The organism is Nonomuraea sp. NPDC001684 (assembly GCF_053596515.1).
The window spans coordinates 1-14023 of record NZ_JBSFGJ010000007.1 but is presented as its reverse complement, the minus strand read 5'-3'; the positions used below and the strand labels follow the sequence as shown (position 1 = coordinate 14023).

Genomic DNA, 14023 nt, shown 5'->3' with positions numbered 1-14023 from the left:
GTGCCGAAGAGACTCGGGTGCCCGCGACTCGTCGGCGCGCCGCCCTGCTCTTGACCAAGCAATTGCTTGGGTCTTACCGTCGGAGGCGAGGACCCCGTCCATCCGCCTCCGGAGGCTTCGCCATGATCGAGTTCCATCCCGTGACCAAGCACATCGGCGCCGAGGTCACCGGGGTCGATCTGCGCAAACCCCTCTCCCCGGAAGACGTCGCGACCCTGCGCGAGGGGTGGCTGCGGCACCTGGTGCTGTTCTTCCGCGACCAGCACATCGACGACGAGCAGCATCTGCAGTTCGCCCTCAACTTCGGCACGATCAACCACCCGGCGTTCAAGAAGGACTCCGGCAGCCCGATCCACATCCTCGACCAGACCTCCCCGAAGGGCGAGGGCGGGGACGAATGGCACAGCGACAACACCTTCGAGCCCACGCCGCCGATGGGCTCGCTGCTGCGCTGCATGCAACTGCCGAGCGTGGGCGGCGACACCTGCTGGGCCAACACCTACCTGGCCTACGAGACGCTGTCGCCGTCGATCCAGCGGCTGTGCGACGAGCTGACCGCCGTGCACGACATCACGATGTCGATGAAGAAGGCGATCTCCAAGGGGCACCCGTTCGACCTGGCCGAGATCCAGGCCAAGTGGCCGCCGGTGGAGCGCCCGGTGGTCCGCGTGCACGCCGAGACCGGGCGCAAGGCCCTGTTCGTCAACCGGGCCTCCACCACCCGCCTGGTGGGGCTGAGCGACCGGGAGAACGAGGCCCTGCTGCCGCTGCTCATCGACCACATCCGCTCGCCCGAGTACCAGTGCAGGCTGAACTGGCGTCCCGGCACGCTGGCCTTCTGGGACAACCGCCCCACCCAGCACTACGCGGTCGCCGACTACACCGAACGCCGCCGCATGCACCGCGTCACGATCAACGCCTTCCCCGAGCACGCGGACGAGGAGCGCCTCACAGCTTGAGCGAGGCCCAGCCCGACAGGGCGAAGAACAGGAACAGCAGCGTCTCCACGCCGTAGACGATGTTGCGTCCGGTCGGGCCGAACAGCACGTACGCCACGGCGGCGAGCGTGCACCCGACCACGAGGAGCACGTCCACCACCCCGAGCACGATCGCCAGCGCGAGGCGCACCAGGAACCACAGGAAGCCCAGGCCGAACCAGCTCGACATCGTGGAGTCGTCGTAGGCCCACCTGGACAGCGCCATGGGGGAGTAGAAGGAGGTGTCCCAGTACTCCTGCCAGCGCTCCCCGATGCCCGCCGACCGCTCCTTGACGGTGGCCTGGGCGTTCTTGAACTCGATGGTCCGCACGGCGCCGTTCGTCACGTCGATGAGCACCTGCCGGCGGACGACCTGGATCACGGCCGTGCCGTTCACCACGGCCATGAACTCGCCGGAACCGCTGTTGACCTTGTAGATGTGATCGAAGCCCGCCACGTCCGGCTTGTCCGGGCTTCTGCGGGCGTCGCGGACGACCACGTAGAAGGCGTCGTCGTCGGCCTCGGGCAGGTTGTACTCGGCGCCGATCGAGAAGATGCCGACCGGCGTGACCAGCGAGGTCTCCCCCGAGACCTGCACCTTGCCGTCGCTTCCCCACTCCAGCTTCACCGGCAGGAAGGCGGGGTGGTAGGACGCCTTCACATCGGTCCCGGCGCAGCCCGCCGTGGTGAGGATCATGACGGCCAGCACCACCCGGGCCATCATCTCGAAGTGATCTTTGGTGTTCCTCCGGCGACGCGTCGCCGCCGGTACGACCGGGGTGTGGACAAGCCCCGTCATCAGCCCTCCTGGGGGGCGAAAGCGCTTGACGACTGCTCAACGTTCCGTCCCGCCCCCCGGTTCCGCACGGCGGACCCCGCACCTTCGTCCGCACGGCGGACCCCGCACCTTCGTCCGGGCGGGGACGCGCGGTGGGCCTGTTCCGTCGGTGGAAGCTGGTAATAAGGGGGGCATGATTGAAGCCCCCGACGCGGCGATGCTGCGCGAAGAGGCCGAGGAGCGGCTGCGGGCCCTGGCCGGCGACCACGCCCGGCTGCGAGACGACCAGTGGTCCGCCATCGAGGCGCTCGTGCTCGACCGGCGCAGGGTGCTCGTCGTGCAGCGCACCGGCTGGGGCAAGTCCGCCGTCTACTTCGTGGCCACCGCCCTGCTGCGCGAGCTCGGCGAGGGCCCCACGGTCATCGTCTCGCCGCTGCTCGCCCTCATGCGCAACCAGATCGCCGCCGCCGAGCGCGCCGGCATCAGGGCCGTCACCATCAACTCCGCCAACCCCGAGGCGTGGGAGGAGATCTACGGCCAGGTCGCCGAGGGCATGGTCGACGTGCTGCTGGTCAGCCCCGAGCGGCTCAACAACCCCGACTTCCGCGACAACGTGCTGCCCGAGCTGGCCGAGAGCGCCGGGCTCGTGGTCGTCGACGAGGCCCACTGCATCTCCGACTGGGGCCACGACTTCCGGCCCGACTACCGCCGGCTCGCCACGCTGTTCGACGAGCTGCCGCCCGGCATCCCGGTGCTGGCCACCACCGCCACGGCCAACGCCCGCGTCACCCGCGACGTCGCCGAGCAGATGGGCGAGGGCACGTTCGTGCTGCGCGGCCCGCTGGAGCGCGAGAGCCTCCACCTGAGCGTCGTCAAGCTGCCCTCGGCCGAGCAGCGCCTGGCCTGGCTGGCCCAGACCCTGCGCGAGCTGCCGGGCTCCGGCATCGTCTACACGCTCACCGTCGCCGCCGCCCACGAGATCGCCGGCTACCTGCGCGAGCAGGGCCACGAGGTGGCCGCCTACTCCGGCCAGACCGACCCGGCCGAGCGGCTGGCCGCGGAGGAGGCGCTGCTCAACAACAAGATCAAGGCGCTGGTCGCCACGAGCGCGCTCGGCATGGGGTTCGACAAGCCCGACCTGGGCTTCGTCGTGCACGTCGGCGCGCCGCAGTCGCCCGTCGCCTACTACCAGCAGGTCGGCCGGGCCGGGCGCGGCGTCGAGCGGGCCGAGGTCATCCTGCTGCCCGGCACGGAAGACCGCGAGATCTGGGCCTACTTCACCTCCCTGGCCTTCCCGCCCGAGCCCGTCGTGCGCGCCACGCTCCAGGCGCTCGAACAGGGCGGCGTGATGTCCACCCAGGCGCTGGAGACCGCGGTCGACCTGAGCCGCAGCCGCCTGGAGATGATGCTCAAGGTCCTCGACGTCGACGGAGCCGTGCGCCGGGTCAAGGGCGGCTGGGAGTCCACCGGCGAGCCCTGGGCCTACGACGCCGAGCGCTACGCCCGCATCGCCGCCGAGCGCAAGGCCGAGCAGGACGCCATGCTGCGCTACCTGACCACCGAGGAGTGCCGCGAGCAGTACCTGCGCAGGCACCTCGACGACGACACCGCCACGCCCTGCGGCCGTTGCGACAACTGCACCGGCCGCCACCGCTCGCCGGAGATCGCCGCCCAGGCCGTCGGGACCGCCCGCGAGCGCCTGAGCAGGCCCGGCGTCGAGATCGAGGCGCGCAGGCAGTGGCCCACCGGCCTGGCCGACCTGTCCGGCAGGATCAAGCCCGAGCTCGGCGCCGAGCCGGGCCGCGCGCTCGGCCGGCTGACCGACATCGGCTGGGGCAACCGGCTGCGCGAGCTGCTCGCCGGAGCCGACGGGCCGATGGCCGACGACATGTTCAAGGCCGTCGTCCAGGTGTTGTCGGCGTGGGACTGGCGGGAGCGGCCGGTGGCCGTGGTCAACGTGCCGTCGGCGACGCGCCCGCAGCTCGTGCGCGGCTTCGCCGAACGGCTGGCGCAGGTGGGCCGGCTGACCTACCTGGGCGAGCTGGGCTACCGGGCGGGGTCGCCCGGCCGGCAGTTCAACAGCGCCAAGCGCGTCCAGGCGATCAGGGGCACGCTGGCGATGCCGAAGGACCTCGGTGCCGCGATCGCGCAGTGCGGCGGCCCGGTGCTGCTGATCGACGACCGCGTGGACACGGGCTGGACGATGACCCTGGCGGCGGCCCTGATCCGGCACGCGGGCGCGCCGGCGGTGCTGCCGCTCGCGCTGGCCACCACGTCCTGACCGGCGGAAGGAAGCCCGGCCGGGGCAGGAGAAGCCCGGCCGGGGAGCGGGTCAGAACGGCGGGCGCGCGCCCAGGTGCATGATGGCCTTGGCGGCGAGCCGGCACCCGGCGGCCAGCGACTCGGCCGGCGGCTTGCCGGCCAGCCACGGCGGCAGGAACCCGGCCGAGAACGCGTCACCCGCGCCCGTGCCGTCGACGATCTTGTCGACCGGCTCGGCGGCCACCCGGACCGGGTCGGGGCGGCCGTTGCTGAACCACAGCGCGCCCTCGGCGTTCATCTTGATGACGACCTGCGGGAACCACGCGGTGAGCACCTTGGCGGCGGCCTCGGCGTCGTCGCGGCCGGTCAGCACCTTGGCCTGGTCGATGTTGGCGAACAGCAGCTTCGCGCCGTTGGTCCATTCGAGGAACGGCTCGGCGCCCGTGCGCTCCAGCGGCGCCGAGGAGGCGCAGTCGACCGAGATCGACATGCCCGTGCGGCGCGCCATGTCCAGCGCCGCCAGACCGGCGTCGCGCGAGCCCTCGTTGACCAGCGTGTAGCCCGAAAGGTGCAGGTGGGCGCCCGAGGCGAACAGGTCGCGCGGCAGGTCTTCGGGGGACAGGGCGGCGTTGGCGCCCGGGTCGGAGAGCATCGTGCGCTCGCCCTTGTGCGTGACGAGCACCACGCAGGTGCCGGTGGGCCGCTCGGGATCCATGACGAGCCGGGCGTCGACGCCGTAGCCCATCAGCTCCATGTCGCGGTTGCGGCCGGTGATGTCGGCGCCCCGGCGGCCGATGAAGGCCACCTCCGCGCCCTCGACGGCGAGCCACGAGGCGATGTTGGCGCCGGAGCCGCCGCCGTGCATCGTCACGATCGCGGGCGTGTCACTTGCCCTGGCGAGCGCGTAACGGGCGCGCGCGACCGCGTCGGTCATGAGATCGCCCACCACGACGACCCGCGTCATGATGCCACCACCTTGCTGCCTTCAGAACGACCCTGGCCACGGCAAAACTAACAGCTTCCGGGCTGTTCGTGGGGCTGACCCCGGACACCGGGCAGCAGTCGATGCACAAGCGTTGCCCAAGAGGCCCACCGGTCTTGGCATGTGGGATGCGGGTTTACGCTCGTGGCGTGGAGGCACAGTATCCGGCTCACTGGGAGGCCGACGTCGTCCTGGCCGACGGGGGCACCGCGCACGTGCGCCCCATCAGGCCCGCCGACGCCGACCGTCTCCGTGCTTTCTACTCCCGTCTGTCGGCCGAGTCGATCTATTTCCGGTTCTTCGGCCCCCGGCCCCGGCTGTCCGACCGCGACGTCGAGCGCTTCACCAACGTCGACTACGTCAACCGCGTGGCCCTCATCGCCACCATCGGCGCCGAGATGGTCGCGGTCATCCGCTACGACCGCACCGAGCCGGGCGAGGCCGAGGTCGCCTTCCTGGTCGAGGACGCCCACCAGGGCAGGGGCGTGGCCTCCGTCCTGCTGGAGCACCTGGCGGCCACGGCCCGCGAGCGCGGCATCGAGCGGTTCGTCGCCGACGTGCTGCCCGCCAACATGAAGATGATGGGCGTCCTGCGGCAGGCCGGCTACACCGCGCAGAGCCAGTTCGCCGACGGCGTCGTCCGCATGACCCTCGACCTGACCCCGACCGAGACCTCGGCGGAGGTGACGACCTCGCGCGAGCACCGGGCCGAGTCGCGCTCGATCGCGCGCCTGCTGGCCCCCGGCTCGGTCGCGGTCATCGGCGCCTCGCGCGAGCCCGGCGGCGTCGGCCAGACCGTCCTGCGCAACCTGCTGGCGGCCGACTTCACCGGCCCGGTCTACCCCGTCCACCGCCAGGTGCGGGCCGTCGCGGGCGTGCGGGCCTACCCCAGCGTGACCGAGATCGACGGCGAGGTCGACCTGGCGGTCGTGGCCGTGCCCGCCGAGGGGGTCCTCGACGTGGTCAAGGAGTGCGCCGAGAAGGGCGTGCACGGGCTGGTCGTGGTCTCCTCCGGGTTCGGCGAGACCGGCGCGTCCGGCCGCGCCCGGCAGGACGAGCTGGCCCGCATCGCCCGCTCCTACGGCCTGCGCGTGGTCGGCCCCAACTGCCTGGGCATCGCCAACACCGACCCGGCCGTCAAGCTCAACGCCACGCTGGCCGCCACCGTGCCGGGCCGCGGAAGGGTGGGCTTCTTCAGCCAGTCGGGCGCGCTCGGCACCGCGCTGCTCCAGCGCGTGGCCCAGCGCGGCATGGGCATCTCGTCGTTCGTCTCGGCCGGCAACCGCGCCGACGTCTCGGGCAACGACCTCCTGCAGTACTGGGAGGAGGACGCCGCGACCGAGGTCATCCTGCTCTACCTGGAGTCGCTGGGAAACCCGCGCAAGTTCACCCGGCTGGCCAGGCGCATCGCGCGCAACAAGCCGATCGTGGTGGTCAAGAGCGGCGGCACCCCGGCCGGCCACTCGGCCGAGGAGCTCGGGCTGCCCGACTCCGCGATCAGCTCCCTGTTCGCCCAGGCGGGCCTGATCAGGGTCGACGACCTCATCCAGCTCTTCGACGTGGGCCAGCTGCTGGCCTACCAGCCGCTGCCCGCCGGGCCCAGGGTCGCGCTCGTGACCAACTCCGACGCCCTCGGCCTGCTGGCCGCCGACTCCTGCCTGGCGGCCGGCCTCGAACCGCGCCCGCCGGTCAACCTGGGCGCCGCGGCCGGGCCGGCCGAGTTCGGCGCGGCGCTCGCCGGCGAGCTGGCCGCCGACGAGGTCGACGCGGCCGTCGTGATCTACATGCCGCCGATCCCCGGCGAGTCGGACGAGGTGGCGGCCGAGCTGCTGCGCGTCTCGCAGGGGTCCGCCAAGCCGGTGCTGGCCACCTTCCGCGGGCATCTCGGCATGCATCCGTCGCTGCGCGTGCCCAGCGGCTCCGGCGGCACGCCCGCGCGGGGCTCCATCCCGTCGTACGCGGCTCCGGAGGAGGCGGTCAGGGCCCTGGCCCACGTCGTGCGGTACGCCACCTGGCGGGCGCATCCGGCCGTGCCGCCGCCCGAGCTCGACGGCCTCGACACCGCCCGCGCCCGCGAGCTGGTGCTGGCCGCGCTGGCCGGCGCCCCTGCCCCGGCGGGTGAGGAGCCGGGCGGGTTCGCCGAGCCGGGCCCGCCGGTCGAGATCGACGCCACCGAGCTGCTGTCGTCCTACGGGCTGACCGTCTGGCCCGCCGAGGTCGTCCGCTCGCCGGAGGAGGCCGTGGCCGCCGCCGAACGGCTCGGCTGGCCCGTGGTGCTCAAGGTGGCCGACCCGGGGGCCTCGCGCCGCGCGGGCACCGTACGCCTGGGGCTCACCGGTCCCGAGATGGTGCGCCACGCCTACGCCGAGTTCGCCGACCAGCTCGGCGAGCGGGTCGAGCTGGCCGTGCAGCGCATGGCGCCGCAGCCGGCCGTGCCCACCGTCGTGGGGGTCGTCGAGGACCGCGCGTTCGGGCCGGTGGTCTCGTTCGGGCTCGGTGAGGTGACCGCCCGGCTGCTGCTCGACCAGGGCTTCCGGCTGGCGCCGCTGACCGGCGAGGACGCCGCCGCCCTGGTGCGTTCCGTACGCGCGGCCCCGCTGCTGTTCGGCGAGTACGGCTACCCGCCCGTCGCCGTCCCCGCCCTGGAGGAGCTGCTCGTCCGCGTGGGCCGCCTGGCCAACGACCTGCCGCAGGTGGCCCGGCTCGACCTCGACCAGGTGCTGGTGGGCGAGTCGGAGGTGCTGATCCTGGGCGCCCGCGCCACCCTGCGCACCCCGGCCGGACCACGCCTGGACGGCGGCCCGAGAAGGCTCTCCTGACCGCGCGCACAATGTCGTTCATGTCTGGACAAAGACGTTCATAGAGCGTTATGTCTGGCGGGTGAGTGCACTGCGCGGCCCTGGCAGGATGGAGGCATGAGGGAAACCCGAGTCTCAGCCGCGGGCCTGCGTGAAGCGATCGAGCGCAGCGGCTACTACCCCGACCTCGTCACCGATGCGGTCGAATCCGCGCTGGGCAAGGAGGCCGTGACCGCGTTCGTGGTCCACCACGAGGCCACCTTCGATCCCGCGATGGAGGTCCGCAGGCACGTCACCGTCCTGGTGCTGTCGACGACGAGGCTGCTGGTCTGCCACACCGACGAGCACCCGGCGGTCGAGGGCGTCTCGGCCTCCCACGCGTCCACGACCACCGAGGCGGTCCGGCTGAGCCGCGTGCAGTCGGTGGCCGTCACCCGCGTGGTGCCCGACCCGGCCTCCTACGTGCCGGGCGTCCCGCCCACGGAGGTCACCCTCACCATCGGCTGGGGCGCGATCTCCCACGTCGACCTGGAGCCGGCCACCTGCGGCGACGAGAACTGCGACGCCGACCACGGCTACACCGGCGCGATCACGGCCGACGACCTGTCGCTGCGGGTCAGCGAGGCGGCCGACGGCCCCGAGGCGGTCACCCACGTGCTGGCCTTCGCCAAGGCCCTGTCCGAGGCCACCGCAAGAGCCGCCGCCTGACCATCCCCGGCCACTAGGATGTGGGGATGCTGCCGGACTACGGCGCCGGGTCGCTGGCGGACCTCCCCGGTTCGCTGCTGGCCGCCCTCGGCCTGACCGAGCCCAACCCGCTGGCCCTCGACCCCGCGGCGCGCGTCTGCCTGCTCCTGGTCGACGGCCTGGGGGCCGAGCTGCTCCGCGCCCACCCCGAGACCGCCCCCTTCCTGTCCGCCCTGCCCGCCCGCACCCTCACCGCCGGTTTCCCCGCCACCACCGTCACCAGCCTGTGCTCGCTCGGCACCGGCCTGACCCCGGGCGAGCACGGCATGGTCGGCCTGACGCTGGCCGTCCCCGGCACCGGCCACCTGTTCAACTGCCTGCGCTGGACCCTCCCCGGCGGCCGGACGATGGACCCCGACGAGTGGCAGCCCGCCCCCACCGTCTACCAGCGAGCCGCGGCCCAGGGCGTCGACGCCGTCTACGTCGCCCCCGCCGAGTTCGAGCGCTCCGGCCTGACCAGGGCCGTCTACCGCGGCGTGCGTTACGTGCCCGCCGACGGCGTCGACGACATCGTCGCCCGCGTCGGCGAGGTGCTGCGCGCCGCGCCCCGCGCCCACGTCACCGCCTACTACGGCAAGCTCGACGCCGTCGGCCACATGTCCGGATGGGGTGGCGAGGAGTGGCTGGGCGAGCTGGCCGTCGTCGACGGCCTGGCCCGGCGGCTGGCCGAGTCACTGCCGCCCGGTTCGGCCCTCTACGTCACCGCCGACCACGGCATGGTCAACGCCACCGAGAAGCTCGACGCCGAGCGGGTGCCCGCGCTGACCGAGGGCGTGGCGCTGCTCGGCGGCGAGGCCCGGGCCAGGCACGTCTACGCCGAGCCCGGAGCCGCCGGGCACGTCCTGGAGGCGTGGCGCGCGACGCTCGGCGACCGCGCCTGGGTAGTGTCCAGGCAGGAGGCGGTCGAGTCCGGCTGGTTCGGGCCCCGGGTGCGCGAGGCGTGGCTGGGCCGCATCGGCGACGTCGTGGCCGTGCCCCGCGCCGGTCTGGCCCTCACCGCCCCCACCCGTCATCCGATCGAGGCGCTGTTCACCGGCTACCACGGCTCGCTGACCGCCGCCGAGCTCAACGTCCCGCTGCTGGAGGTATCCACCCGATGAGTGCGCTGATCACGCCCGCCGAGCTCGCCGCGCTGCCCGACGTGTCCGTGCTCGACGTGCGCTGGCGGCTCGGCGGCCCGCCCGGCGTGCAGCTCTATCGCGAGGGGCACCTCGCGGGCGCCGTCTTCTGCGACGTCGACGCCGACCTCGCCGCGCCGCCCGGTCCCGCCGGCCGCCACCCGCTGCCCGGCGCCGACGAGTTCCAGCGGGCCATGCGCGCGCTGGGCGTGTCCGACGCGCGCCCGGTGGTGGTCTACGACGACGCCGGCTCCACGACCGCCGCCCGCGCCTGGTGGGCCCTGCGCTACTTCGGCCACCGGTCCGTACGCGTGCTCGACGGCGGCCTGGCGGCCTGGGCCGAGGCCGGCCTGCCGATCACGAAGGACGAGCCCGAGGTCGCGCCGGGCGACTTCACCGCCAGGCCCGGCGGCATGCCGACGCTGACCGCCGACGAGGCCGCCGCGGTGGCCGCCGAGGGCGTGCTGCTCGACGCCCGCGCCGCCGAGCGGTACCGGGGCGAGGTCGAGCCCGTCGATCCGGTGGCCGGGCACGTGCCCGGCGCGGTGAGCGCGCCCACGACCGGCAACGTCGACCAGGGCGGCAGGTTCCTCGCCCCCGCCGTCCTGCGCGACCGCTTCGCCGCGCTGGGTGTGCGCGAGGGCGTCCCGGTGGGCGCCTACTGCGGGTCGGGGGTCACCGCCGCCCACGAGGTGCTGGCCCTGGAGCTGGCCGGCGTGCCCGCGGCCCTCTACGTCGGCTCCTGGTCGAACTGGGTCGCCGACCCCGCCCGCCCGGTGGCCACCGGCTGACGCCCGAACGCGGTCAGCCGGCCGGCCGGACCGGCCGGTCGCCCGCCCCGAAACAGACGAACCCCAGCAGGCCGGTCTTGGCCGACGCGCAGGCCAGAGCCGCGTCCGGCGCCTGCCCATCGGCCAGCAGCTCGTGGAAGGCGCCCATCATGGCCATCGCGGCCTCGTCCCCGATGGGCACCATCCCCGCCACCACGCACGAGCTCCCGCGCGCCAGGAACGTGCCCGGCAGCCCCAGCGGCGCCCCCTCCGCCGGCGTGCGGGCCATGCCCGAGTTGCACGCCGACAACACGACCAGCTCCGGCGCGCGGTGCAGGCCCAGCAGGTCGTAGGCCATGAGCTGCCCGTCGCCGAGGGTGATGCCGGACAGCAGCGGGCTGCGGGCGTGGAAGGCGCCGTGCGCGGCCAGATGGAGGACGTCGGCCTCGCCGAGCGCCGCCAGCACGGCGTCGCGGCGGCCGGGCACCGCCCGCGCGCCCGGATGGCAGGCCAGCACGCGGGCCACCTCCTCCTCCGCGTGGGCCAGCTCGGGCCCGGCCGCCGCCAGCACCACCGGCGCTCCCGCCCGCACGCGGGCCCGCCGCCGCGCGCCCACCCACGCCGCCGCGCTCGCCGCCACGCTCACAGGACGCTCGCGCAGCCCCGGCAGCGCGCCCCAGGGCAGGGTGTGCAACGGCCCCACCGGCACCACCACCAGCGGCCGGTCACCCAGCTCGGCCGCGAGCGGCCCCAGCAGCAGCCGCTCCAGCTCCGCGCCGGCGCCGGTCAGCTCGGTGAGCGCCTGCGCGGGACCGGCCACGTCGAGCCCCGCACCCCACTGACGCAGGGCGTGGCGCAGCCGCATGATCGCCTCACGCGCCTGCCGCACGCCGCCCAGCCGCCGCAGGACCAGCCGGTCGGCGGTGATCAGCACCACCAGCAGCGTCTCCTCCTCGGCCACGAACTCCACCAGCGCCGCGCCGTCGAGCGCCGCCCGGACCCGGTCGATCTCCACCAGGCCGCACGCGTGTTCCGGCGCCGCGACCGCACGCCACCGCTCGGCCCACTCGAACACCTCGCCCGCGCACCCGTCACGCACCGCCAGGCCCAGCCCGAAGGCGGCCAGCCGCTCACCGGACCGGGCCGCGTGCGCCCGCAGCGCCGGATCCTCGAACGTCTCCACCTGCCCGCTCACCTCGGCCAGCCCGTCGCGGACCGCCCGCAGCGCCCCCGTGACGTCCTCCCGCAGCGCCGCCTCCAGAGCCAGGGCGTGCTGGCGGACGGTCGCCGGGATCTGCGCGAGCTGCGTGGTCTGCGGCTCGGGGGCCAGCGAGGTCAGGCGGGTGCCGGCCGGCATCCAGCGCTCGGCGCGCTCGGCGTGCCGGGTGAGCCTGCGCAGCTGCGCCGAGGCCACCGGATGGTCGTCGACGGCCAGCGCCGCCTCGGCCGCGCTCAGCCGCAGCGCCGCGGCGGCGGCCACGTGCGAGGAGACGTCCTCCAGCTCGTCGGCGCACTTGATCAGATCGGCGACCAGCTCGGACGTGACCGGCCCCATCGCCAGCCTGGCGCGCAGGACGACCTCGCCGGCCAGCGGCAGCCACGACAGCCGCTCCTGATCGGCCAGCTCGCGCGCCGCCTGCTCGGCCACCTGCCGGGCCCGGTGGGGGTCGCCGGTGAGCAGCTCGACCTGGGCCAGCTTGAGCCGCGCCTCGGCCAGCGCCACCTGCGCGCCGGAGGACTCCAGATCGGGCACGGCCAGGCTCAGCATCGCCCTGGCCTCGCCGGGCAGGTGCGCCGCCAGCAGCGCGCCGGCGAAGTCGGCCCGCATCGTGGCCAGCCGCTCGGGGAAGCCGAACAGGGTGTCCTCGGCCTCCCGGTAGTGCTCGAACGCGCCCGCGATGTCCCCCCGCCGCACGGCCAGGAACGGCAGGTTGGCGGCCGACAGCCGGGCCAGGTGGCGCAGGCCGGCGTACTGGGCGATCTGCAGGCAGGCCGCGATGTCGCGCATGGCGGCGTCCCAGTCGCCGCGGTAGGCGTGGATCAGGCCGCGGTTGAGCAGGCCGCCGGCCAGGAAGCGCCGGTCGTCGACCGTGCCGGGCGCGGCCACCAGGGCCCGCAGCGACCGGTCGCAGGCGGCGATGGCCTCCTGGTGGCGGCCCAGGTGGGCCAGGGCGACCGCGCGCTGCGTGTCGAGCTTGGCGCGGTCGAGGGGCGACAGGTAGGCCCAGGCCAGGGCGGCCACGCGCAGGGCCTGGAGCGGGTGCCCGCGCTCGGTGCGCACGGTGACCAGCGACAGCCGCGCCTGGGCCTGGCGCTCGGCCGGGGCGCCCGGAGTGGCGATGGCCTGCCGCAGGCAGTGTTCGGCGCTGAGGAGGTCGCCCAGCTCGCGGGCGGCCAGAGCCATGGCGCGCAGCGCGATCGCCTCGGCTTCGGGCGCCTCGGCGCGGCGGGCGGCGGCCAGGACGGTGCGGCCGGCGTAAAGGGCCTGCTCGGGATCGACGTGCGCGCGCAGCACGGCGGCCTCGGCCGCCTCGACGAGCGGGCCGTGGTCGGGTGCTGATCCTGGTGGGGGAGAAGTGACGCTCATAGGGGGCTGACCGGCGGGGAGGAGGGGTGGGGGCGTACTGCGTGGGCGGCGGCGTCACGGCCGGATGCGCACCCACCTGGTCTGGACGGGGGCATGACCGGGACGGTGGCACACGATGCTCAGCCATCCGGGCGGCAGCCCGGTGGCGGCGAACCGGCCGTCCTGGGCGACCTGCCGGGTGAGCGTCAGGTGGGGGGTGCGCACGTCGATGGCGGCGCCCTCCCCGGGATCGGGAAAGATCTGCCCGGCGACGTCGATCAGCCCGTCGCCCACGGTCACCTCCAGGTCGAAGGTGAGACCGTCGGTGACGAACCGCACCAGATGCGAGCCGTCGTCGCGGTCGGGCGCGCCGGACCGCGCCGCCCGGCCACCGCCGTGGTCGGCGGGGTTGGCGGTCACCGCCTGGGGGACGCGCAGCCCGTAGATGTCACGCGCGGCGGCCGACACGTGCCCGGGCATCGGATCCATGCCGGCGGCCAGCCGGAGCGCTGCCAGGAAGTACTCGTCGTTGATCATTGCGCTGTCTCCTGTAGTGAGAGCAGAGTGCGCAGTTTCTCCAGGCAGCGGGCCCTGGTCGGCCCCACGCTGCCCACGGGCAACCCGAGCCGCATCGCCATCTGCTGGTTTCCCAGATCGGTCGCGACCAGCTGCAGCAGGGTGCGGCAGGGTTCCTGCAGGGCGGAGACCGACTTCCACAGCAGCCGCCTGCCGTCGGCCTCCAGCACGGCGGACGCCGGATCGGGCTCCTCGACGGCGCCGAAGGTGGGCCTGCCCTCCGGATCGGCGACCAGCAGGCCCGACGGCTCCTTCCGGAGCAGGAGGAGCGCCTCGCGGCGGGTGGTGGTCATCAGCCAGCCGCCCACCCGCGAGGGGTCGCGGATGTCGTGCATGTGCTGGAGCAGCCGCAGCCAGGCGCCCTGGACCGCGTCGGCGGCGTCGGCCTCGCCCAGCCCGCACGAGCGGGCCAGCGCCCACATGCGCGGGCCGAACCGGGACTCCATCTC

At 74.2% G+C, this 14023-nt stretch carries 11 protein-coding genes; 6 read left to right on the top strand and 5 right to left on the bottom strand.

Annotation, left to right across the window (positions count from 1 at the left end; all coding sequences use genetic code 11):
• Window positions 1–122: 122 nt before the first annotated feature.
• Window positions 123–959, top strand: a complete 837-nt coding sequence (locus ACWCSD_RS02795; protein WP_358284271.1) for a TauD/TfdA dioxygenase family protein — start codon at window positions 123–125, stop codon at window positions 957–959.
• Here ACWCSD_RS02795 and ACWCSD_RS02790 read toward each other — a convergent pair.
• The gene (locus ACWCSD_RS02790; RefSeq protein ID WP_449912652.1) at window positions 949–1776 is read right to left on the bottom strand and encodes a hypothetical protein; all 828 of its coding nucleotides are present in this window, start codon (window positions 1774–1776) and stop codon (window positions 949–951) included. The genes ACWCSD_RS02795 and ACWCSD_RS02790 overlap by 11 nt on opposite strands.
• 172 nt (window positions 1777–1948) lie before the next feature.
• Between ACWCSD_RS02790 and ACWCSD_RS02785 the strand changes: the two genes are divergently transcribed.
• Window positions 1949–4036, top strand: a complete 2088-nt coding sequence (locus ACWCSD_RS02785) for a RecQ family ATP-dependent DNA helicase (RefSeq protein WP_449912646.1) — start codon at window positions 1949–1951, stop codon at window positions 4034–4036.
• Window positions 4037–4087: 51 nt separating this feature from the next.
• Here the strand turns inward: ACWCSD_RS02785 and ACWCSD_RS02780 are convergent, their stop codons facing one another.
• On the bottom strand, window positions 4088–4981 hold the full coding sequence (locus ACWCSD_RS02780; RefSeq protein WP_352323632.1) for a carbohydrate kinase family protein: 894 nt from the start codon (window positions 4979–4981) through the stop codon (window positions 4088–4090).
• Window positions 4982–5148: 167 nt separating this feature from the next.
• Between ACWCSD_RS02780 and ACWCSD_RS02775 the strand changes: the two genes are divergently transcribed.
• From ACWCSD_RS02775 to ACWCSD_RS02760, 4 genes are all read left to right on the top strand, one after another.
• Window positions 5149–7818, top strand: coding sequence for a bifunctional acetate--CoA ligase family protein/GNAT family N-acetyltransferase (locus ACWCSD_RS02775; RefSeq protein ID WP_449912643.1), 2670 nt, complete (start codon window positions 5149–5151; stop codon window positions 7816–7818).
• 96 nt (window positions 7819–7914) lie between these two features.
• Window positions 7915–8505 (top strand): DUF5998 family protein, encoded by a 591-nt coding sequence (locus tag ACWCSD_RS02770; protein WP_352323634.1) that lies wholly within the window; start codon window positions 7915–7917, stop codon window positions 8503–8505.
• Between the two features lie 26 nt (window positions 8506–8531).
• Entirely contained in the window at window positions 8532–9644 is a 1113-nt protein-coding gene (locus ACWCSD_RS02765; RefSeq protein ID WP_449912640.1) for an alkaline phosphatase family protein, read from the top strand.
• Window positions 9641–10453 (top strand): sulfurtransferase, encoded by an 813-nt coding sequence (locus tag ACWCSD_RS02760; RefSeq protein WP_397163283.1) that lies wholly within the window; start codon window positions 9641–9643, stop codon window positions 10451–10453. Before ACWCSD_RS02765 ends, ACWCSD_RS02760 begins: the two co-directional genes overlap by 4 nt.
• Window positions 10454–10466: 13 nt before the next feature.
• On the opposite strand, the gene ACWCSD_RS02755 is transcribed toward ACWCSD_RS02760, so the two are convergent.
• From ACWCSD_RS02755 to ACWCSD_RS02745, 3 genes are all read right to left on the bottom strand, one after another.
• Window positions 10467–13019 (bottom strand): CHAT domain-containing protein, encoded by a 2553-nt coding sequence (locus tag ACWCSD_RS02755; RefSeq protein WP_449912637.1) that lies wholly within the window; start codon window positions 13017–13019, stop codon window positions 10467–10469.
• Window positions 13020–13073: 54 nt separating this feature from the next.
• On the bottom strand, window positions 13074–13535 hold the full coding sequence (locus ACWCSD_RS02750) for a hypothetical protein (protein ID WP_352323638.1): 462 nt from the start codon (window positions 13533–13535) through the stop codon (window positions 13074–13076).
• Window positions 13532–14023 (bottom strand): RNA polymerase sigma factor (locus ACWCSD_RS02745; RefSeq protein ID WP_449912635.1); only part of this gene is annotated, 492 nt, incomplete at its 5' end. The genes ACWCSD_RS02745 and ACWCSD_RS02750, both read right to left, overlap by 4 nt.